The following is a 21,100-nucleotide window of genomic DNA, read 5'->3' on the forward strand; positions in this document are numbered from 1 at the left end:
ATCAGACGGCAGGGCATGATGAACACTAATCCGGGCGGCGGGGATTTCGGACGGCAAGGCACAAAGGGGCCGATCGTGCCGAAGACGGCGGCCGAGGCGTTGCGCCCGGAAGCCGGCACGCCGCCGCCGTCGAAGCGCTCTCGCGCTTCGCGCAGCCAGGTCGTGGTGTTCCTGAATTTCTTCCTCTCCGTGGTGATCCTGGTGGTGCTCGCCTCGGGTGCTGCGCTCTATTTCGGCATGCAGGCTTTTGTCGAAGCCGGACCTTCCGCCAACGGCGATACCTTCATGATCAAGCCGAACACCGGCGTGCAGGAGATCGCCGACCAGCTCGAACGCCGCAATCTGATCAGCGATGCCCGCATCTTCCGGCTCGGCGTGCGCGCCACCGGCAATGAATCGGCGCTGAAGGCCGGTGAATACGCCATCAAGCCGCGCGCCTCGATGCGCGACATCATGGATCTCTTCAAGAGCGGCAAGTCGGTAATGTACTCGCTGACCATTCCCGAAGGGCTGACGGTCGAGCAGGCGCTGCAGCGCGTCGCCGATCAGGAGGCGCTGACGGGCGATATGCCGCCGACGCTGCCGCCGGAAGGCAGCATCGCCACCGACACGCTGCGCTTCACCCGCGGCGCTACAAGACAGCAGATGGTCGACAAGCTGATCGCCGACCAGAAGAAGCTGGTCGACGACGTCTGGTCGCATCGCGCGCCCGACCTGCCGATCGCCGACATCGATGATTTCGTCACACTCGCCTCGATCGTCGAGAAGGAAACGGGCAAGAGCGACGAGCGCTCGCGCGTCGCCGCCGTCTTCCTCAACCGCCTGGCCAAGGGCATGCGGCTGCAGTCGGATCCGACCATCATCTACGGCCTGTTCGGCGGCAAGGGAAAGCCGGCCGACCGGCCGATCTACCAGTCCGACCTCGACAAGCAGACGCCTTACAACACCTACATGATCAAGGGCCTGCCGCCGACGCCGATCGCCAATCCCGGCCGCGCGGCGCTCGAAGCGGTCGCCAATCCGTCGAAGACCGACGATCTTTATTTCGTCGCTGACGGCAATGGCGGCCATGTCTTTGCGGCGACGCTGGAAGAGCACAATCAGAACGTTGCCCGCTACCGGGCGCTGCAGAAGAAACAGGCGGATGACGCCGCCAAGGCTTCCGGCCAGACGACGGCGCCGGCCGCTCCCGATGGCAACGCCGACGGCAATGACGCCGGGGACAATGGTAACAGCGGCGAGAACGGCGACGCCGGTGGCGACGCCGCGCAGTAGGCTCAATGCATGTCGCCCAAAAGTGCGTAGCGGTTTTGGGAAAACGACATGCATCAAACAGAGACTTGAAGCGCGTCGCCTGAATCCGTTTCGGCGCGATGCGCTTTAGGCTTGCCGCACGCGTCCTTTGACGCGAGGCCATATTCATGTTTTGAGGGGGCGCCGGCCGATCGTCCGGCGATTTTTGGGGCGCGCAGCGCTGGGCCTTGCGTGCCTTTGCCTGCGACAGGGGGACGACAGGGCGATGAACCTGCAAAGCATGACCGGTTTCGCGCGGTCCGCCGCCGAAAGCGAGGGCACCTCGATTGCCTGGGAGGTGAAGTCGGTGAACGGCAAGAGCGCCGAGGTGAGGCTGAGGCTGCCGCAGGGTTTCGACCGGCTGGAGACTGCCGTCCGCCAGACCGTTCAGAAGCTCTTCGCGCGCGGCAATTTCCAGGCGACGTTGACCGTCGGCCGCGCCGCCGCCAGGCAAATCCAGCCGGTGGTCAACGAGGCGTTCCTCAAGGACCTGGCGGGGCTGGCGAAGCGCTTGCAGGAGCAGTTCGGCACCGAGCCCGCCACCGCCGACGGCCTGCTCTCCCTGCGCGGGGTGCTCGACATTCCCGAAGCCGTCGAGACCGAGGAGGAGCGGGCCGCCCTCGATGCCGCGATCTTGTCGGCGTTCGAGGCAGCGCTTGCCGGGCTGGAGCAGGCGCGCCGCAGCGAGGGCGAAGCACTTGGCGCGCTGCTTGCCGGCCATATGGACGCCATCGAGGCGCTGACGCTGAAGGCGGAGGCTGATCCCTCGCGGGAGCCTGCGGCAATCCGCGAGCGCATCGCCGAGCAGCTGCGTCTCTTGATGGATGTCTCGGCCAACCTCGATGCCGCCCGGCTGCACCAGGAGGCTGCCTTCCTTGCCACAAAGGCCGATATCCGCGAGGAGATCGACCGGCTGAAGACGCATGTCGCTTCCGGGCGGGCACTGCTCAAAGGCGGCGGCGCCGTCGGCCGCAAGCTCGATTTTCTCGCGCAGGAATTCAACCGCGAATCGAATACGTTGTGCTCAAAGTCGAACGCCGCCGCGGTCACCGCGATCGGGCTTGAGCTCAAGGCGGTGGTCGACCAGTTTCGCGAACAGGTCCAGAATCTGGAGTGACGGGATGGTTGCCAAGGAGCCGACGGCTGCCAGGGATCTGGGATCCCGCATCCGCCGCCGCGGATTGATGCTGGTGCTGTCGTCGCCGTCGGGTGCCGGCAAGTCGACGATCGCGCGCAACCTTCTCGAAAGCGATTCGAGCCTTGAGCTTTCGGTCTCCGTCACCACGAGGCCGCGCCGCGGCTCGGAGATCGAGGGCGTCCACTATCATTTCCGCACCATGCGCGAGTTCGAGCGGCTGCGCGATTCCGATGCGCTGCTCGAATGGGCCGAAGTGCACGGCAATTGCTACGCGACGCCGCGCGAGCCGGCGGAGATGGCGCTGGCCGAAGGCCGCGACATGCTGTTCGACATCGACTGGCAGGGCGCCCAGCAGCTCAAGGAGAAGATGCGCGCCGACATCGTCTCGATCTTCATCCTGCCGCCGTCGATGAAGGAATTGAAGGCGCGTCTGAAGCGTCGCGCCGAGGATCAGGAATCCGTCATCGAGACCAGGTTGAACAACGCTCGCCTCGAGATCGAGCATTGGAAGGAATACGACTTCGTCATCGTCAACGACGATCTCGACCGCGCCTTCGCCGAAGTCCGAGCCATCGTCGCCGCCGAGCGCCTGCGCCGCGACAGACGGCCGGGTCTGTTCGATTTCATTTCCGGGTTGCTGGACGAGAAGACGGGGTGAGGCGGGCCGGACAAGCCGGATAAATGGCGTCAGCTGTCTGCAAGATCGTCCGGCCAACGCTGCGCTCCGTGAAGCACACGCAGGATTCGAATCCTGGTCCCGGCTATCTGATAGGCCGCGACATATGGCGTGCCGACGATGACAAGCTCTCGTGTTCCTACAAGCCTGCCGGTACGACCGCTCTCGGGGAACTCACTGAGACGGCCTATCGCGGCCAAAATCCGCTCATCGATCGCGATGGCGGCGGCAGGGTTGTCAGCTTCGATATGCGCAAATATCCCGTCGCGGTCTGAAAGCGCGAATGCCGACCATACGATCTTCAAGATTTAGGCTCATTGACCTTGCGACGCGCTGCAGCGCGTCTTTCGGCAAAATACGCCTCGACTTGATCGTCAGGAATGTCGGCTCGGGTGTCGTCCAGCGCCTCGCGCACCTTGGCGCGAAACCACACATCGTACGCCTCATTGTTTGCTAGCAGATCGATCGGCAGCGCACCTTCGTTGGCGGTTCGGGTAAGAAGTATCCGCACCGCATCCGAAACCGTAAGTCCCATGCTTTCGAGCACTGCTGAAGCCCGATCCCGAATATCGGCGTCGATACGCGTCTGGACAAGTGCGTTCGCTGGCATGGCGATCTCCTTTGCCATTAATGTAATGCGTTTGAATGACGGTTGCCAGCGCAACTTTTCCTTCCGTCGACGAAGGGAAGATAGCCCCAAGGGCCGGATGAGCAGGAACGCTTTGCAGGCTCGCGCTGCCCCTCATCCGCCTGCCGGCATCTTCGCCCCGTAGACGGGGAGAAGAGAGCTACATCGCGTTCGTCAGCCGCACAAACTCTTCCACGCTCAGCGTCTCGGCCCGCCGCGTCGGGTCGATGCCGGCTCGCGCCAGCAACGCTTCGCCGCCCAGGCTCTTCACGCTTTGCCTGAGCATCTTGCGGCGTTGGCCGAAGGCGGCCTCGGTGACGCGGCCGAGCTTTCTGCCATCCACGGGCAGGGGAGACGGGCGCGGCACCAGATGCACCACCGATGAGGTCACCTTCGGCGGCGGTGTGAACGCCTGCGGCGGCACATCGAAGGCGATCCTTGCCTCGGTGCGCCAGCCGGCCAGAACGCCGAGCCTGCCATAGGCGTCGCTGCCCGGCCCCGCGGTGATGCGCTCCGCCACCTCACGCTGGAACATCAGCGTCATCGACTGGTAGAAGGGCGGCCAGTCGGCCACGGTCAGCCAGCGGATCAGAAGCTCGGTGCCGATATTGTAGGGCAGGTTGGCTGCGATCTTCACCGGTCCGCCCTTCGCCGTGCCGGCAAGTGCTGCAAAATCCGTTTTCAGCGCATCGCCGGGAATGACCTCGAGGCGACCGGGATAATGGCTGGAAACCTCGGCCAGCGCTTCAAGGCAGCGCTCGTCGCGCTCGATGGCGATCACGCGCCGAGCGCCGTTGAAGAGCAGCGCCCGCGTCAGCCCGCCAGGGCCTGGACCGACCTCGATCACCGTCGCCTCGTCGAGATCACCGGCGGCGCGGGCGATCTTGCTTGTCAGGTTGAGGTCGAGCAGAAAATTCTGCCCGAGCGCTTTCTTGGCCTGCAGGCCGTGTCGCTCGATCACCTCGCGCAGCGGCGGCAACCCGTCGATCGTGGTGCGCGCGTTCAATTGATCCTCATGCGGCCGCGGCCTGCCGGCCGCTGTCGGCCAGCCGCCGCGCCAGCCTCAGCGCGGCGATCAGGCTGTCGGCGCGCGCAATGCCTCTGCCGGCGATGTCGAAAGCGGTGCCGTGATCGGGCGAGGTGCGGATGAAGGGCAGGCCCAACGTCACGTTGACCGCCTCGTCGAAGGCGAGCGTCTTGGCCGGGATCAGGGCCTGGTCGTGATACATGCACAGCGCCGCGTCATAGGAGGCGCGTGCGCGCGGATGAAACATCGTGTCGGCCGGCAGCGGCCCGACCGCGTCAATGCCCTCCGCTTTCAGCGTCTCGACGGCCGGGGCGACGATTGCAGCATCCTCCAGGCCCATGGCGCCGCCTTCGCCGGCATGCGGGTTGAGCCCGGCGATCGCAAGCCTCGGCCGCGCGATGCCGAAGCGGCTCTTGAGATCGGCGGCGGTGATGCGCGCCGTGGCGACGATCAGCTCCGTCGTGAGCACCCTCGGCACTTCGGCCAGAGGGATGTGGATGGTCACCGGGACGGTGCGCAGCTCGGGTCCGGCCAGCAGCATCACCGGCGTCACGTCCCTGCCGGTCTGGCGCGAGACCAGATACGCCAGATATTCGGTGTGGCCGGGAAAGCCAAATCCGGCATCGTAGAGCGGCTTCTTGGCGATCGGGCAGGTGACCACCGCGGCGGCGCGGCCGGCGAGACAGTCGGCGACAGCGCGGTCGATGGCTTCGATGGTGCCGGCGGCATTGGCCGGGTTCGGCTCTCCCGGGCTGTCGACATGGCGCGCATGGAGCGGCACGACGGGAAGCACGCGGGCAAAATGATGCGCCGCCTGTCCGGGCAACGTCTCGGCAATCGTGACATTTGCGCCGACGAGTCGGGCGCGGCCTTCAATCAGGGCAGGGTCGGCGAGCAGATAGAAGGGCGGTACGCCGGCGCTGTCGCCCGCCTGCCAGGCGGCGATGGCGATCTCGGGCCCGATGCCCGAGGGATCGCCGACACTCAGCGCCAGCGGCGCATCGGTCTTCTGCGTGCTCATGCGATGGGTTGGCTGCGGTATCGCACGCTTGTCGCTCAGAGCATGATGCCGAAAAGTGTGCAGCGGTTTTCGGGCGAAATCATGCTTGGCCTCTAAGGAGCATGATGCCGAAAAGTGTGCAGCGGCTTTCGGGCGACATCATGCTCCATTTCTTTGATTTAGAGACGGATTCAGATTTCAGGTCGATTGAACCTGAAATCATCCGGCTCTAGCGCTCGACGATCTTGGCCTTCTGGCGCAACTCGGCGACATACTTCTTGCTGAGTTCGTCGGCGTCCTTGTCGCCGCTGCCCTCGGCCTGGAACACCATCTGCGCGGCCTTGTCGTCGGAAACCTCGCGCGAGGAGCAGATGCCGATGAATTCGACGCCGCGCTCGGTCTCGCGCGTCGGCGTCGCGGCGCCGACCTTGGTCGCCTTGATCTGATCGGCCCAGTCGGACGGCAATTGCGGCGCCAGCACGCGGCCGAGGTCGCGCACGGTGACGTCGAGCAGGCCCTTGGCGAAGTCGCGCGTGGTGGCGCAGCCGCTGAACCGGGCGCGCATGGCGTCGGCTTCGCGCTTGCGTTTGGCGAGCGTGGCGGCGCGCTCCGAGGCCGGCACCACGAAGATCACCTGCTGCAGCATATATTCCATGGCGGTCGGCTTGGATCCGCCCTTGTCGAGCATGCGACGGACCGCATCCTGCTCGGTCACCGAGCCGCCTTCGCCGGAGCGGTAGCGCGCGCTGAGCGCCTGGTTCCAGGCCATCTGGGCGCGGATGAATTCCTTGAAGTGTTCCTTGGTGACGCCCGACTGGTTCATGATCGCGTCGAGTTTCGCCAGCGGCATTTTGTTGCTCGAGGCGAAGCGCTGGTAGGCAGCGTCGACCTGCTGATCGGTTATGCGGATGCCGAGCCGCTTGGCCTCGGCCAGCCGCAGCGTCTGGTCGATCATCTCTTGCCCGGCATCGCCCTTCTTATGCTGCAGCTTGAAGAAGGCGGCGCGGTGCGCGATGTCGCCGGTGGTGATCGGTATGTTGTTGACGACATACTTGATCTGCGCGGCGAAAGCAGGCTGCACAACAGCCGTGACCGAAAACGATGTCGCCGCCACCAGAAGCGCAAATCCTGCCGAAAACAGGTATTTCCTCATCTTACCTTCCCAATTTTTCCCCGCCACGACGGCGCCGCGCGTCCCCAGAACGCCTGCGCGATGCAGTCGACCCCATGCCCGTCCTATGCGGCGAAACGATGTCGCCAGCGCATGACCCTGAGAATCAAGGTCCATTTTCGAAGGATCGCGTTGCAAATCAAGATCAAAGCATCATCGGCGCGCCCGAAACAACGCACGGGCCCGAAGCCCGTGCGCCCGTCCTTGGTCACTGGATGGTATCGACCGCGCTTGTTGACGAGCCGAAATCGCCGAGCGTGCGGAACGACAGGTTGAAGCCGATGTTCTGCGACACTTCCTTGGTAATGGAATCGCGCGTCTGCGAATACGTCATGATGTAGGTGAAGCAGGAATCGTTGTAGGCGAAGCCGACACCATCCCTGACCAGCACATTCGTCTCGAGGTCGTAGGTTCCGGTGCCGAACAGCCGCCAGTTCTGCGCCAGATGCGTCGAGGCGCCGAGCGTGACCTCGTGGCGGTCCGTGGCGAAGCCATAGAGCGGCTGCGCCTCGATGAAGGCATATTTGGCGCTGAGCGATATCGGCAGACCGGAATAGGCGGCCTTAACTTCGGCGCGCCTGACCTCGAAAGTCTGCTCGTCGAAACGCCCGCTCACCGACCCGGAGAAGCCGCTCGGGCTGTTGAAGCCGACAAGGCCGACATAATCCGAGCTCTGCTTGTCCAGGCCGGATTCGGCCCCGACATTGACGAGATCGGGTGCGGCGAAGGAGTTCTCGCCCGCGAGTTGATAGGATTGGCCGAAGATGGCATTCGTGGCCCAGCCATTGTCATAAGCTCCCGAATACCGGAAGCCGACATTGGCGCGCGTGCCGCCTTCGATACGGTCATAGCCCGAGAACTTGTCGCGCTCGAACAACGTGGTGGCGTCGAAGACGAAGCTCTGCGCGTCCTCGTTGGGGACGGCCAATCCGCCGACATATTGCTCGTTCGGACGCACGAAGACCTGCGCGGTCGGCTCCAGGACATGGCTGGAGTTCGGCATCGAGAACAACAGCGGCCAACGCGCCTCGAGCCCGAGGGTGGCCATGTAGCGGGCAAGCGAGGAGCGCATGTCGACGTCTTCGCCGAGATTCGTCCCCATCTGGTTGACCGCCGCGATCGAAGCGGAATTGGCGTTGACATAGCCGGCATCGCCGCGGAAGGCGAGCAACGGCGTCAACTGCAGGCCGCCATCGGTGGTGAAGGTGCGCTTCCATTCGGCTTCGGCGGTAAGCCGGCTCGACTCGCCTTCGATGCCGCGCACGTTGTTGATAGAATTCGGGTCGCTGGTATTGGCGAGAACCGCATCCAGCCGGTTGCGGCTGATCACGCGCGCGTTGACGTTGAGCGACAACTGGCCGCCGGCCACCGACGTATCCGGGATATAGGCGTAGTCGAGGGACGGCAGCACCCAGGGCTGCTTTGCGGAGCGCGCCGTCGGATCGCTGGAGAGCGTTTCCTCCTGCACCTCGAAGCGCATGGCGCGGACGTCGAAGTAATTGCGGTCGCTCAAGCCCGTCAGGTAGATCGACGACTGGTGGACGAGATCGTTGTAGCCTTCGATGTTGTAGGTGCGCGAGAAGTCCTTGTCGGTCTGCAGCAGCACGTCCCAGCCGAAGTCCCAGCGCTCGTTGATGGCGAACTGACCCTTGGTGCCCATCATGCCGCGGAACTTGTTCGGATCGCCGAAATCTCCCGAATCGACGGTAGGACGATTGCCCGAGGCGATGAACGCCTCGGGATCCTGCTGCTGGATGCCGGCGATCTTCAGCGTGTACTGGCCGTTGTTGAAGCGCTGGCGCCACTCGGCCTCGCCGAGGAAACCCTGCTTGGTGTAGCCGCTGCCGGTGACCGTCAGGTCATAGGTCGGGGACAGCGCAAAATAATAGGGGACTTTGACGCCGACGCCGAGATGGTTGTTGTAGACGATGCCGGGGATGAGGAAGCCGCTCTTGCGCTTCACCGTCGGGTCGGCGATCTCGAAGGCGGGCAGATAGGCAAGCGGGAAGCCGAAAAATTCGAAGTTCGAGTTTTCGAAGCGGACCGTCTTCTTCTCGCCGTTCCAGATGATTTTCCTGGCCTTGATGCGCCAGGTCGGCGCTTTGTCCGGCTTGTCCTCGCAAGGTTCGCAGGCGGTGTAGACGCCGTTGTGGAAGGTGGTCAGCACGCCGCCCATGCGCTCGGCGCTCTCGGCGGCGAAATAGGCCTTGTCGACCGTCTCGACGCGCAACGCGTTGAGGAAGCCGTCGGCGAAGTCGTCGGTGATGTCGATATGCTCGGAATTGACCTTGGTGCCGTCACTGTTGATCAGCTCGACGGCGCCGCTGGCGACGAGGCGCTTGGTGTCGCGGTTATACACCACGCGCTGGGCAACGAGCTTGTTGCCGCCATAGTCGATCTGCACGCCGCCGACGGCCGTCACTGTGTGCTTGTCGTTGTCATAGACAAGCGTATCGGCGGCCAGCAGCATCTGCGTGCCGGAAGGGACGGGCTTGGCGGCGATAGTCTGCGCCAGCGCGGGTGCCGTCGGCACCGCACAGGCGAACAGACATGCCAAGGCGGTCGCCCCATAGAGGCGTGCCAAACCGGCCTGCCTATGGCTGCGCAAAACCGCCTCCCTCACTAGCCGTCTTCCTTGTATAGCAGAAAGGTCACCCCAAAGAACATAGCCACGACAACCGGAACCCATGCAGCCACCACAGTAGGCACGAATCCGGCGACACCGAATGCCTTGACCAGTACCGAAACGACATAAAGCAGAAAGCCGGCCACGACGCCACCCAGAATCATCGTTGCCGACTGCCCCATTCGCGCAAATCGCATTGAAACCGTTGCAGCAATCAGCGTCATGGCGACGAGAAGGAACGGCAACGCCACCAGCGAATCAAACTGCATGGCGAAGGCATTTGCCTTGAGCCCGAAGGAGCGGGCAACCTCGATCTTGCGCGGCAGTTCGTAGAAGGGGATGGTTTCCGGGCGCGCCAGCCGTTCCTGCACGAACTCCGGCTTGAGATTGGTCGGCACCTTGTCGGACGCCAGCGCCTGGATATTGCCGTTCTTCAAGACCTTGACGTCCTGCAATTCCCAGTAACCGTCGCGCAGGAAGGCCTTTGCCGCATCCTTGCGCTCGGCGATGTTGCCCTGCGGGTCGAGGATGAAAAACACCGCGTCCGCCATCTCCAGGCCCTGATTGAGGATGGCGCGGGCGCCGATGATGGTGTCGCCGGATTCGGTCTTCTGCCTGAGCCAGGGCGTGACGTTGGTGGTGACGGCGTTCGATTTGCCGGCCCTGAGGTCGTTCTCCATCTGCTCGGACCAGGAGAAGCCGTGTGCGGCGATCGGGTTGATGACGGCGACCGACAGCACGCCGAACATCAGCGCGCCGACGCAGCACGGGAACAGGAACTGCCAGGCCGAGACGCCTGCGGAACGCGCGATGACCAGCTCATAGCGGCGGTTGAGCGACACCAGCGTCGCCATCGCCGAGAACAGCCCGACGAACGGCACCGTCTGCAGCATGATCATCGGCATCCTGAGCGCCGAGATGGCGAAGGCCGTGCCGTAGGTGAAACCCGGCAGCCCGGTCGTGCGGCCGGACAATTCCGTGAAATCGATCAGGAACACCAGCGCCAGCAGGCCCAGGAAGAACCAGAAGGTGATCGAGACGTAACGGAAGAAGAAATAGCGGCCCAGCGTCCAGCCCATGCTCAGGCTCCCTGGCCGGAAGCGCGCCGGGCGAGCCAGAGCTTGAATGCCGTCCAGTTGTCGCCGGTGCGCCTGGCAAGGCCCGTCAGCCAGTCGGCCCAGGCGACCGGCAATTCCATGCTGCGCGACGAGACGATGAACCAGATCGAAACCGCGGAGGCGACGAGCGGTATGCCGTAGAGCAGGTAGACATAGTACCAGACCCTGTCGGCTTTGCCGGCGGCGAAGAAGCCGAGCCATCGCACGAAAAGCGCTATGGCGATCGCCGTGATCAGCGGATTGACGCGCGCCTCTCGGTGCGAGCGCGCATCGCCCGCAACGGCAAGCGCGATCAGCGCGAACACCAGCGAATAGGACCATTCGGCGAAGCGCTGGTTGAGCTCCGCCCGGTAGCTGCCCGGTTCGCGCTGGAACATCTTGTCGTTGGGATCCGGGTTGAGCAGATATTGCGTCGTGCGGTCCTTGGGCAAGAGAGTGATGTCGTTCGCCGCCGACATGAAGGCCGACATGTCGAAGGCATAAGAGGTGAAGCGGATGACGGAGAGGTCGCCGGTCACCGATTTGCGGTTGATGACGCCGTCATTCATCATCAGCACCTTCTCGTCGCCCTTTTCGACGATGCTGCCGGTCTTGGCGTAATAGGTGAGGCTGGCCCCTTCCTCGCGCGAATCGGCCACGAAGATGCCGCCCAGCCGATTGCCCGGCAGCCGTTCGCCGACCTGCAGGAACAGGCCCTCGTCGATCTTGCGGAACGTGCCTTCCTGGATGATCAGCGACAGAAGATCGGCGCGCGAAGCCGCCACCAGCTGGCGGTTCTTCTGCCTGGCATAGGGGTCGATGGCGTTGTCGACGATGAAGGAAAAGGCGCAAGCCGCGATGGCGAGCAGCAGGATCGGCCGCGCGATCGTCCAGCGCGAAGCGCCGGCGGCGCTGAGCACGGCCAGCTCCGAATCGGTGTTCATGGCGCTCAGCGTCTGCGCCACCGCCACCACCAGCGCGAACGGCACCACGATCGGGATGATCGAAGGGATGATGAGCGCCGCGACTTCGAAAAAGGTCAGCGCCGACTGGCCGTTGTCGGTGACGAGGTCGATCTTGGCCAGCACCTGCGTCGTCCACACGATCGCCAGCGTCCAGACCAGCGCCGCGAGGAACATCGTCAGCGCGCGGCGCATGATGTAGCGTTCAACGACCTTCATGAAGGCTTTTCTCGATTTTGCCGAACGGCATCATGCCCGCCGACAAGGTAGTGATCCGGCGACGCCCGCACAACTGCGTCATAGGCGGCTCGCTCCGGTTTGTCGCCCCACGCCACATGCCCCGGCGCGGCGGAGTCTCCGCGCCAATGGATAAGAAATGCAAAACATTGATGGTTAACAGCAGGTTGCGGCAGCGAGCTAAGGTCGTGCCGAGGCGAATCCTTTGTCTATGGTGGCGCCGATATAGACTGCGATTTCGGCCAAAGTCTTGCCAAATGGGTGAAAACGACCAAATGTCGCGCACGCTTGCCAAACCTTTTGCTCGCTGAAAATTACCTTTGCCGGCAGTTTACGGCCATCCCCGAAAGCAGGACCTGATGACGTCGAGACCATCCATTTCTTTTGCCAAATTCGCCGCGCCGAAAAAGGGCAGCGTCTTCGTATTCGCAGCCGACGGCGGCGGGCTCGGCGAGGCGGCGAAGGCCTGCGATCCGGCCGGGGCGCTTACGCGTGCCTTTCCGGTCGCCGATTTCTCCGGCAAGTTAGCAAGCTCGGCCGAGGTGCTGGCGCCGGAAGGAACGTCGGTCGACCGGTTGGTGGCGATCGGCGCCGGCAAGGTCTCGAGCCTCGACGACAATGCCTGGCTGAAGCTCGGCGGCGCCGTTGCCGCTTCGCTGCGCAAGGCGACCGAGGTGGCCGTCATTCTCGATCTGCCGGAACTGCAGCCTGATGGCCGGCAAGCGGCGAGCCTTGCCGCCGGCATCCTGCTGCGCAGCTACTCCTTCGACAAATACAAGACCAGGAAAGACAAGGAAGACGGCCAATCTGACCGAAAGGCGGGCAAGCCCGCCAGGGTGACCATCCACTGCGCCGATCACGCGGCCGCGAAGAAGGCGTTTGCCGGTGAGGAAGCGGTGGTCGACGGCGTGCTGCTTGCGCGCGACCTCGTCAACGAGCCGGCCAATGCGCTGGGCCCCGTCGAATTCGCCGAACGCGTCAAGGCGCTGGAAACGCTCGGCGTCGAGGTCGAGATCCTCACCGAAAAGGAAATGAAGAAGCTCGGCATGGGCTCGCTGCTCGGCGTGGCGCAAGGCTCGCCGCGCGGCGCGCGCCTGGCGGTGATGCGCTGGAACGGCGGCAAGGCGAAAGATGCGCCCGTCGCATTCATCGGCAAGGGCGTCACCTTCGACACCGGCGGCAATTCGATGAAGCCGGCCTCCGGCATGGAAGACATGAAGGGCGACATGGGCGGCGCGGCCGCGGTCACCGGCCTGATCCATGCGCTGGCCGCACGCAAGGCGAAGGCCAACGCGATCGGCGTCATCGGCCTGGTCGAGAACGCCGTCGACGGCCACGCCCAGCGCCCCGGCGACATCGTCACCTCGATGTCGGGCCAGACCATCGAAGTCTTGAACACCGACGCCGAAGGCCGTCTCGTTCTGGCCGACGTGCTCTGGTACGCCAACGACCGATTCAAGCCCAGGTTCATGGTCAACCTGGCGACCCTGACCGGCGCCATCATGGTGGCGCTCGGCCAGCACTATGCCGGTCTTTTCTCCAACAATGACGAGCTCGCCGGCCGGCTTTTCGGCGCCGGTCAGGCCAGCCAAGAGCGGCTGTGGCGCATGCCGCTCGGGCCCGAATACGACAAGCTGATCGATTCCAAGAACGCCGACATGAAGAACATCGGCGGCCGCTATGGCGGTGCCATCATCGCGGCGCAGTTCCTGCAGCGTTTCGTCAAGGACACGCCCTGGGCGCATCTCGACATCGCCGGCACCGCGATGGGCGCGCCGTCGAGCGAGGTCAACCAGTCCTGGGGCTCGGGCTTCGGCGTCAGGCTGCTCGATCGACTCGTGCGCGACCACTACGAGGGATAGGGCTTGTCCGACATCCTGTTCTACCACCTGACCGAATCGACGCTCGAGGAGGCGCTGCCCGGCCTGCTCGAGCGCAGCGTCGAGCGCGGCTGGCGCGCGGTGGTGCAGACGGGCACCGAAGAGCGCCGCGACGCGCTCGACCAGCATCTGTGGACGTTCCGCGACGATTCCTTCCTCGCGCACGCCATCGACCGTGAGGCCTATCCGGCCGAGCAGCCGATCCTGCTCACCACCGGTGGGGGCAACCAGAACGCCGCGCAGATCCGCTTCCTGGTCGACGGTGCGGCGCCGCCCGAGCTTTCCGGCTACGAGCGCGCCGTCTTCCTGTTCGACGGCCATGACGCAGCACAGCTCGAAGCCGCCCGCGGCCATTGGAAGGTGATGAAGGAAGCCGGCCACGCCGTGACCTACTGGCAGCAGGCACCGGATCGGCGCTGGGAGCGCAAGGCCTGAAGAGCGATCTCTCACGCTCGAAAGACATCATTACCATCACGCCCGATCCGGTCTATGAGTTAATCAGACGCGGGTTCACGCATTGGGGGAAGGATGCGGATCAGGATCGTCGGAACCGGCAGGGCGGTGCCGGCCCAATGCGTCGCCACGAATGCGCTGGAGGAAAGGCTGGGCCTCGGCAAGGGCGCGCTCGAAACCGCGACCGGCGTCGTCGAACGCTATGTCTGCAATGCCGAATCGCAGATCGACCTCGCCTGCGCCGCGGCGACACTTGCGCTTGCCGATGCCGGCCTCGAGCCGGGCGCCGTCGATCTCATCGTCGGCGGTTGCGGCGTGCCTTATCAGCCGTTGCCGGCAACGGCGCCACTGGTCATGCAGCGCCTTGGTATTGCCGACGGCACGGCCGCCGCCTTCGACGTCAACAGCACCTGTCTCGGCTTCCTCACCGCCTTCGAGACCGCCGGCCGCATGATCGAGGCGGGGCAATGCGAGACGGCGCTGGTGTTTTCGTCCGAAGTCGCCTCGCGCGCTCTGCCGTGGCAGGACGCGCCGGAGATCGCAGCACTTTTCGGCGACGGCGCTGCGGCGGCGGTGCTGCGCCGGGCCGAGCCCGGCGAGGGCAGGGTGGCGGCGAGCCTGATGCGCACTTATCCTTCCGGCTGGGAAGCCTGCGGCATCGGTTCGGGCGGCACGCGCTTCGATTTCCGCAAGGAGCAGGAGGCGTTCGCCGCGCACAGCCTTTTCCACATGGACGGCAAGGAATTGTTCCGGCTCACCTCGCGCCACTTCAACGGCTTCGTCGACGCTCTGCTCGAGCGCGCCGGCTGGCGGCGAGAGGAGGTCGATCTCGTCATACCGCATCAGGCAAGCCCCTTAGCGCTGGCCCATATGGCGCGCCAGACCGGCTTTCCGCCGGAAAAGCTGGTCGACATCTCTGCCCGCTTCGGCAACCAGATCGCGGCCTCCATGCCTTTCGCGCTGGATGTCGCGCGCCGCGAGGGCCGCGTGGCGCCGGGCATGAGGCTGCTCTTCCTCGGCACGTCGGCCGGCGTCTCCTTCGGCGGCATGGCGCTGGAGGTCTGAGGGATGGCCGTCCTCGTCACCGGCGCCAGCGGCTTCCTCGGCTCCCATGTGCTCGAGCGGCTGGCCGCATCCGGCACGCTGGCGCTTGGGCTCGGCCGCGATGAAGCCCGCTGCGCCGCGCTCGAAGCCATGGGCCATCGCATCATCCGCCATGATCTTGCGCAGCCGCTCGACCGCACGTTCGCCCCCAGGCTCGGCAGGGTCGAACGGATCATCCATTGCGCCGCGCTTTCTTCGCCCTTTGGCCGGCTCGCGGATTTCGAGGCGGCCAATGTCACGGCGACGCGGAACCTAGTCGATTTCGCCAAGCGCCAGGGCGTCAGCCGCGTCGTCCATATCTCCAGCCCGTCCGTCTGCTTCGCCTTTCGCGATCAACTCGGTCTCACCGAGGGCGCGGCTTTGCCGGAGCCGGTAAATCACTATGCCCGCACCAAGCGCGAAGCGGAGAAGATCGTGCTCGGCCAGCCCTTCATCCATCCGGTGGTGCTGCGGCCGCGCGGCATTTATGGCGCCGGTGATCGGGCGCTGCTGCCACGCCTCATCAAGGCGGCAAAAACCCGGCCGCTGCCGCTGTTTCGCGATGGCCGCGCGGCCATCGACCTCACCCATGTCGACGATGTGGTCGACGCGGTGTTGGCGGCGCTTGCGGCACCCAGGGAGGCCGAGTGCCAGGTCTTCAACATTTCCGGCGGCGAGGTGCTGCCGGTCCGTCGCGTCGCCGACGAGGCCTGCATCCGCGCGGGCCTGCATGCGCGCTGGCGGCCGATGCCGCTCATGCCGGCGATGCTGGCGGCGGGCCTGATGGAAAAGGTGGCGCTCCGGCTGCCCGGTCGTCCGGAGCCGCCGGTGACGCGCTATGGGCTTGGCCTCTTTGCCTATGCGCAAAGCCTCGATCTTTCCAAGGCGAAGCGGATGCTCGGCTGGGCGCCGAAAATCTCGTTCGAACAAGGGCTTGATCGCACTTTTGTCGGCGGAGTGCCGGCATGAGGCTCGTCTTCGCCAACAGCGCCTGGGTGAGCGCCGCGGAGCGGCTGATCCTGCGCGGCGGCGGCTGGCAAAGTGTCAAGCTGCGAGTCCGCTTCGGGCTGATCTTTCACCCGGCTGCAGGGCCGGTGCTCATCGACACCGGCTATACGCAGGAAGCTCTGAGCGGCGATCGGCGCGGCCGGATGCTGCGGCTCTACGGCGCATGGCTCAAACCTCAGCTCAACGCTGCCGAACAGGTTCTGCCGGTGCTGCAGCGTTTCGGCCTGTCGCCCGATGACATCCGCACCGTCATCGTGACCCATTTCCACGCCGACCACATTTCGGGCCTGTCGCTGTTCCGCAACGCTCGCTTCATCGCCAGCGACGGCGCCTGGGCGCGGGTCAAGGCGCGTACGGCCGGACAGAATCTGCGCCATGGTATCTTTACCGAGCTGTTTCCGACCGACTTCGAAGCTCGGCTCGATGGCCTCTCCGACAAGCGGCATGTTCAGGCGAGCGAAGGCGTGCCGGGCGGCGTCGATCTCTTCGGCGACGGCAGCGTGATCGCGGTCGATCTTCCTGGACATGCCGATGGCCAGTTCGGCCTGCTGTTTACCGGCCTTGACCGGCCGCTGCTCTACGCTGTCGATGTGCAATGGCTGCTCACCGCTTTGACCCAGAACCGCACGCCAGGCTTCCCGGCTACACTGATCGCCGAGGATTCAGCGGCGATCGAGCCGGCCAGCGCCATGCTGCGCCGCTTCCTCGCCTCCGGCGGCGAGGTGATGCTCTGCCATGATCCCGCGCCGACGCCTCACGACCTTACGCCGGAGGCGGCATGAACGGGCTGGCGGAAGCGGCAGGCTCCTTCGCCCTGACGCGCTGGGTGTCGCGCAAGACCCGGCCCGATTTCGAGCGCTGGCAGGCGGCCGCCCTGCGGCGCTTCCTCGACCGCGACCTGCCGTGCGCGCCTTTCTACCGCAAGGCTCCGGCCCGGCTTGCCGACCTGCCGATGACCGACAAGGCGCTGTTGATGGGGCGCTTCGAGGATTTCAACATACACGGCCTCACCGCCACGGAAGCCTGGGCGGCCCTGGCGCGCGGCAGCCGGGCCGGCGCGCTGACGGTCGGCGCCAGCACCGGCACCTCGGGCAATCGCGGCCTGTTCGTGATTTCGGAAGCCGAGAAATACCGCTGGCTGGGCGCAATCCTTGCCAAGGCGGCGCCCGATCTTCTGTGGCGCGGCATGCGCGTCGCCGTCATCCTGCCGCAGAATACCGGGCTTTACGACAGCGCCCGCAGATCGCGCCTGATCAAGCTAGCCTTCTTCGATCTGACCATGGGGCCGGAAAGCTGGCGCGGCACGCTCGAAGCCTTCGACCCGACGGTCATCATCGCGCCGCCAAAGATGCTCCGGCATTTCGCGGCCGAAAACTTTCGGGTCCGGCCGAAGCGCGTCTTTTCCGCCGCCGAGACGCTCGACCCGGTCGATCGTCCGGTCGTCGAGGATTTCTTCCGGCTGCCGCTCGGCCAGATCTACATGGCGACCGAAGGCCTGTTCGCGGTGACCTGCCGGCAGGGTGGGCTGCATCTTGCGGAAGACTCCGTCTTCTTCGAATTCGAGCCGGCGGGCGAGGGGCTGGTGACCCCGCTGGTGACGGCTTTTCGCCGTCGGACGCAGATCATGGCGCGCTACCGGATGAACGACCTGTTGCGCTTGTCCGGACAGCCTTGCGCCTGCGGCTCGCCGCTGCGCTGCGTCGACGAAATCGTCGGCCGCGTGGACGATGTCTTCCGGCTCACCTCCAAGAACGGCCCGATCCTCGTCACGCCGGATGTGCTGCGCAACGCCGTGCTCAAGGCCGACCGCCGCATCGATGATTTTCGCCTCATCCAGATCGGACCGCACAGGATCGAGCTCGGGCTTCCGCCGGCGCTCGCGGACGATGCGGCGTCTGCCGCTCATCAGGCAGTGCAAGCGTTGCTGGAAGCGCGAAAGGCGGTCGCCACGGTCACGCTCGTCCGCGCGCCGCTGCCGCTGGAAACAGGCCGCAAACTGCGCCGCGTCGAATGCCGCCTGGAGCAGGCGCGATGAGCGGCGCGGCGATGTTGGAAAGGCCTGAGCAGCAGGCAGACCGGGTCGAGAACAAGCCGGCAAAGATCGAGGCTTTTGTGAGCCTTTTCAACGAGATGCCGGTGCACGATCTCATTGCCAACCTGAACACGAAAGTCGAGACGTTCGAGGTCGCCGGCCGCATTTTTCCGCTGACGCTGAACGACGCGGATGAAGCGCCCAACTGCTATATCTGCTGCGCGACCAGCGCCTATATCGACTATGCGATGGACGAGACGCGCAACTTCGCCGCCCGCCCGCTGCTGCGGCGCGCGCTCAACGCCCTGATAAGCGCCTGCGCGCCGCTGGTCAGGGCAAGCGGCCTCGATCACCAGGCGCAGCTCAACAACTGGCTGTATTCGACCAATCCGGTGCCGCTGCTCGACCGGCCGACGGCCGCGTCGCTGCGCGCGGCCTTGACCGCGCGCTTCCCCGATCGCGCCATCGTCATCCGCTCGTTGAACGATATCGCCGATCCGGCGACCATTGCGGCCTTGAAGGCCGAGGGGTTCCGCATGCTGGCGGCACGCCAGATCTACATCTTCGCCGACCGCAGCGTCGCACCTGCGATGACGCGTGGGATGAAGCGCGATCGCGCCCGCTTGCGCACGACGCCTTTCGAGCGGGTCGGCAATGGCGATTTCACCGAGGCCGATTATGCCCGCGCCGAGATGCTCTACAACATGCTCTATCTCGACAAATACACGCCGCTCAATCCGCACTACACTGCCCGCTACATCGCCGAGATGCATCGGCGCGGCATCATCAGCCTGGCAGGACTGCGCCGGCCGGGCGGCGAGCTGGTCGCCGTCACCGGCCTGTTCGAAAACGGCGGCACGCTGACCCAGCCGATCGTCGGCTACGACACCGGCCTGCCGGTCGCCGACGGGCTTTATCGCATGGCGATGGCGATGGCGCAGGACTATGCCACGGCGCGCGGCCTGTTCTTCAACATGAGCGCGGGCGCCGCCGATTTCAAACGCCGGCGCGGCGCGGTCGCCGCGATCGAATACAACGCCGTCTATGCCGGGCATCTGGCGCGCCGTCGGCGGATAGTGATCCGCATCATGGAGACCGTGCTGGCGCGGGTCGGCATTCCTCTGCTCAGGAGGTTCGAACTGTGAGCGAGCGGCGCGGGGAAGACCACTGGCAGGCGGTGGCGCTGTCCGCCGATATCGGCAAGCGGCCGAAGCGCATCCTGTTTGACGGCGAGCCCGTGGTGCTGTTCCGTTCGGCGCAAGGCATTGCAGCACTTTTTGACCGCTGCCCGCACCGGCTGGTCGAGCTGTCGACCGGCAAGATCGTCGGCGGCGAGATCGAATGCCCCTACCATGGCTGGCGCTATGACGGCGAAGGCCGCTGCACCGCGATCCCCGGTCTTGTCGGCGCCATGCCGCATTACCGGGTTCGCCGCTTCGCCGCGATCGAGCGCGACGGCGTCGTCTTTATTTCTTCCGGCGTGCCGCGGGGCGAACCTTACCTGCACTGCATGCAGGGCAAGGACGTCATCGTGCGGCGGGTGCGCTCATCGACGCAGTCGACGGTCATCGATGCCGCCGAGAACATCCTCGACGCCACCCATACCCATTTCACCCATAAGGGCCTGCTGCGCGGCCTGACGGCGAAGCGCCATCTGGTGCGGGTCGAGGTGACCGGCGGCGAGGGGTGGGTCGAGGCGAGCTACACCGGCGAGGACCGCCAGCAGGGCCTGATCAGCCGGCTGCTGGAAGGCGAGCGCGCGAGGACCATCGGCCGCTTCCGCCATCCCGGCATCGCCGAGCTCGAATATTGGGGCAAGGACGGGCTGGTGCTTGCCACCACCTTTCATCTGCGCCAGGCCGACGAGCGCACCGTCGAGGGCGTCGGCTGGCTGATCGGCCGGCGCCAGGGCCTGCTCGGGGAGCTGAAGGCGCTGGCCTTCAAGCCGCTCTTCACCATCGCGCTGCACCAGGACCGCCGGGTGCTGAAATCGGCAAGCGACAACGCTCGGCTGCTGCCGCAGGCCCTGCCGGTCATCGGCCCGCTGGATTTCCTGCGCCGCGACATCGCCGCGATCATGGACGGGAAGGTGCCGGCGGCGGCCGGTGAGGCGAGGGTGCATGAGATTGAGCTGTGAATTATAGTTCACATACCTTGATTTGAACGCGTCAGTGAATTATAGTTCACACATGATCGAGGTCCGGCAGACGGCCGATTTCACCAACTGGCTGGACGGACTTCGCGACGCTGCGGCTCGCCTGCGCATCATTGCCCGCATCCGTCGGGTCGAGATAGGCAACCTCGGTGATGTCAAATACTTCGATGGCATCGGCGAACTTCGGATCGACCACGGCCCAGGCTACCGGCTCTACTTTGTGAGGATCGGAAACGCCGTGATCATCCTGCTCTGTGGCGGCGACAAGTCCAGCCAAAGGCGCGACATCGCCAAAGCGAAACAGATGGCAAAGGAGATATGACGATGCCTCTCGAAACCACCCGCTTCGACATCCTCGATTACCTGAAAACCCCGGAGGATCGCTTGGCCTACATCGAGGCTGCCTTCGAGGATGGTGATCCTGCGCTCATCACGCATGCGTTGGGCGATGTAGCCCGCTCCATAGGCATGACGGCCGTGGCGAAAGAAGCCGGTGTTACCCGGGAGGCGCTTTACAAGGCATTGAGCGAGAAGGGCGATCCGCGCCTTAGCACCCTGCTGGGTGTCACCAGGGCACTTGGCCTGCAGCTCGACGTGAAGCCTATCGGCCCCGGTTCTCTGGGGGCATGAGGCA

At 65.0% G+C, this 21,100-nt stretch carries 21 protein-coding genes; 13 read left to right on the top strand and 8 right to left on the bottom strand.

All coding sequences use genetic code 11. The annotated features are described in order from the left end of the window. The first annotated feature begins 18 nt into the window (after positions 1–18). From mltG to gmk, 3 genes are all read left to right on the top strand, one after another. On the top strand, positions 19–1,275 hold the full coding sequence (mltG, locus tag RFM98_RS16765) for an endolytic transglycosylase MltG (protein ID WP_320309909.1): 1,257 nt from the start codon (positions 19–21) through the stop codon (positions 1,273–1,275). A gap of 244 nt (positions 1,276–1,519) precedes the next feature. Further along, entirely contained in the window at positions 1,520–2,410 is an 891-nt protein-coding gene (locus RFM98_RS16770) for a YicC/YloC family endoribonuclease (RefSeq protein ID WP_320309910.1), read from the top strand. Between the two features lie 4 nt (positions 2,411–2,414). Further along, on the top strand, positions 2,415–3,089 hold the full coding sequence (gene gmk, locus RFM98_RS16775; protein ID WP_320309911.1) for a guanylate kinase: 675 nt from the start codon (positions 2,415–2,417) through the stop codon (positions 3,087–3,089). Between the two features lie 29 nt (positions 3,090–3,118). On the opposite strand, the gene RFM98_RS16780 is transcribed toward gmk, so the two are convergent. The 8 genes from RFM98_RS16780 to lptF form a co-directional block, all read right to left on the bottom strand. Beyond that, positions 3,119–3,412: a type II toxin-antitoxin system RelE/ParE family toxin gene (locus RFM98_RS16780; RefSeq protein WP_320309912.1), complete on the bottom strand. Its 294-nt coding sequence runs from the start codon at positions 3,410–3,412 to the stop codon at positions 3,119–3,121. Beyond that, positions 3,409–3,717, bottom strand: coding sequence for a type II toxin-antitoxin system RelB/DinJ family antitoxin (locus tag RFM98_RS16785; protein WP_320309913.1), 309 nt, complete (start codon positions 3,715–3,717; stop codon positions 3,409–3,411). The genes RFM98_RS16780 and RFM98_RS16785 overlap by 4 nt, the downstream gene beginning before the upstream one ends. A 178-nt stretch (positions 3,718–3,895) precedes the next feature. Next, positions 3,896–4,741, bottom strand: a complete 846-nt coding sequence (rsmA, locus tag RFM98_RS16790; RefSeq protein ID WP_320309914.1) for a 16S rRNA (adenine(1518)-N(6)/adenine(1519)-N(6))-dimethyltransferase RsmA — start codon at positions 4,739–4,741, stop codon at positions 3,896–3,898. A 7-nt stretch (positions 4,742–4,748) separates the two neighbouring features. Then, a complete protein-coding gene (gene pdxA, locus RFM98_RS16795) occupies positions 4,749–5,783 on the bottom strand; it encodes a 4-hydroxythreonine-4-phosphate dehydrogenase PdxA (RefSeq protein WP_320309915.1) in 1,035 nt (344 codons plus the stop codon). A gap of 208 nt (positions 5,784–5,991) precedes the next feature. After that, positions 5,992–6,915 carry a peptidylprolyl isomerase gene (locus RFM98_RS16800; RefSeq protein WP_320309916.1) on the bottom strand — a complete coding sequence of 308 codons (924 nt, stop codon included), beginning with the start codon at positions 6,913–6,915 and terminating at the stop codon, positions 5,992–5,994. 226 nt (positions 6,916–7,141) lie between these two features. Further along, positions 7,142–9,556, bottom strand: a complete 2,415-nt coding sequence (locus tag RFM98_RS16805; RefSeq protein WP_320309917.1) for an LPS-assembly protein LptD — start codon at positions 9,554–9,556, stop codon at positions 7,142–7,144. Next, positions 9,556–10,638, bottom strand: a complete 1,083-nt coding sequence (lptG, locus tag RFM98_RS16810) for an LPS export ABC transporter permease LptG (RefSeq protein WP_320309918.1) — start codon at positions 10,636–10,638, stop codon at positions 9,556–9,558. Before lptG ends, RFM98_RS16805 begins: the two co-directional genes overlap by 1 nt. A 2-nt stretch (positions 10,639–10,640) precedes the next feature. Continuing rightward, entirely contained in the window at positions 10,641–11,837 is a 1,197-nt protein-coding gene (gene lptF / locus RFM98_RS16815; RefSeq protein ID WP_320213810.1) for an LPS export ABC transporter permease LptF, read from the bottom strand. A 377-nt stretch (positions 11,838–12,214) separates the two neighbouring features. Here lptF and RFM98_RS16820 point away from each other — a divergent pair, with 377 nt between their 5' ends. The 10 genes from RFM98_RS16820 to RFM98_RS16865 all read left to right on the top strand — a co-directional run bounded on the left by RFM98_RS16820 (position 12,215) and on the right by RFM98_RS16865 (position 21,096). Further along, positions 12,215–13,717 carry a leucyl aminopeptidase gene (locus RFM98_RS16820; RefSeq protein ID WP_320309919.1) on the top strand — a complete coding sequence of 501 codons (1,503 nt, stop codon included), beginning with the start codon at positions 12,215–12,217 and terminating at the stop codon, positions 13,715–13,717. Between the two features lie 3 nt (positions 13,718–13,720). Further along, the gene (locus tag RFM98_RS16825; RefSeq protein WP_320309920.1) at positions 13,721–14,170 is read left to right on the top strand and encodes a DNA polymerase III subunit chi; all 450 of its coding nucleotides are present in this window, start codon (positions 13,721–13,723) and stop codon (positions 14,168–14,170) included. A gap of 93 nt (positions 14,171–14,263) precedes the next feature. After that, positions 14,264–15,253 carry a 3-oxoacyl-ACP synthase III family protein gene (locus RFM98_RS16830; protein WP_320309921.1) on the top strand — a complete coding sequence of 330 codons (990 nt, stop codon included), beginning with the start codon at positions 14,264–14,266 and terminating at the stop codon, positions 15,251–15,253. 3 nt (positions 15,254–15,256) lie between these two features. Next, on the top strand, positions 15,257–16,240 hold the full coding sequence (locus RFM98_RS16835) for an NAD-dependent epimerase/dehydratase family protein (RefSeq protein ID WP_320309922.1): 984 nt from the start codon (positions 15,257–15,259) through the stop codon (positions 16,238–16,240). Beyond that, positions 16,237–17,061, top strand: coding sequence for an MBL fold metallo-hydrolase (locus tag RFM98_RS16840; protein WP_320309923.1), 825 nt, complete (start codon positions 16,237–16,239; stop codon positions 17,059–17,061). The genes RFM98_RS16835 and RFM98_RS16840 overlap by 4 nt, the downstream gene beginning before the upstream one ends. Beyond that, complete coding sequence (locus RFM98_RS16845; RefSeq protein WP_320309924.1) at positions 17,058–18,314, top strand: F390 synthetase-related protein; 1,257 nt, start codon at positions 17,058–17,060, stop codon at positions 18,312–18,314. Before RFM98_RS16840 ends, RFM98_RS16845 begins: the two co-directional genes overlap by 4 nt. After that, positions 18,311–19,456 (top strand): GNAT family N-acetyltransferase, encoded by a 1,146-nt coding sequence (locus RFM98_RS16850; protein ID WP_320309925.1) that lies wholly within the window; start codon positions 18,311–18,313, stop codon positions 19,454–19,456. The genes RFM98_RS16845 and RFM98_RS16850 overlap by 4 nt, the downstream gene beginning before the upstream one ends. Beyond that, a complete protein-coding gene (locus tag RFM98_RS16855) occupies positions 19,453–20,448 on the top strand; it encodes a Rieske 2Fe-2S domain-containing protein (RefSeq protein WP_320309926.1) in 996 nt (331 codons plus the stop codon). Before RFM98_RS16850 ends, RFM98_RS16855 begins: the two co-directional genes overlap by 4 nt. A gap of 52 nt (positions 20,449–20,500) precedes the next feature. Further along, entirely contained in the window at positions 20,501–20,788 is a 288-nt protein-coding gene (locus tag RFM98_RS16860) for a type II toxin-antitoxin system RelE/ParE family toxin (RefSeq protein ID WP_320309927.1), read from the top strand. Between the two features lie 2 nt (positions 20,789–20,790). Then, the gene (locus tag RFM98_RS16865) at positions 20,791–21,096 is read left to right on the top strand and encodes an addiction module antidote protein (RefSeq protein ID WP_320309928.1); all 306 of its coding nucleotides are present in this window, start codon (positions 20,791–20,793) and stop codon (positions 21,094–21,096) included. Positions 21,097–21,100: the final 4 nt, after the last annotated feature.

This window comes from Mesorhizobium australafricanum (assembly GCF_033977265.1).
Classification (GTDB): domain Bacteria; phylum Pseudomonadota; class Alphaproteobacteria; order Rhizobiales; family Rhizobiaceae; genus Mesorhizobium; species Mesorhizobium australafricanum.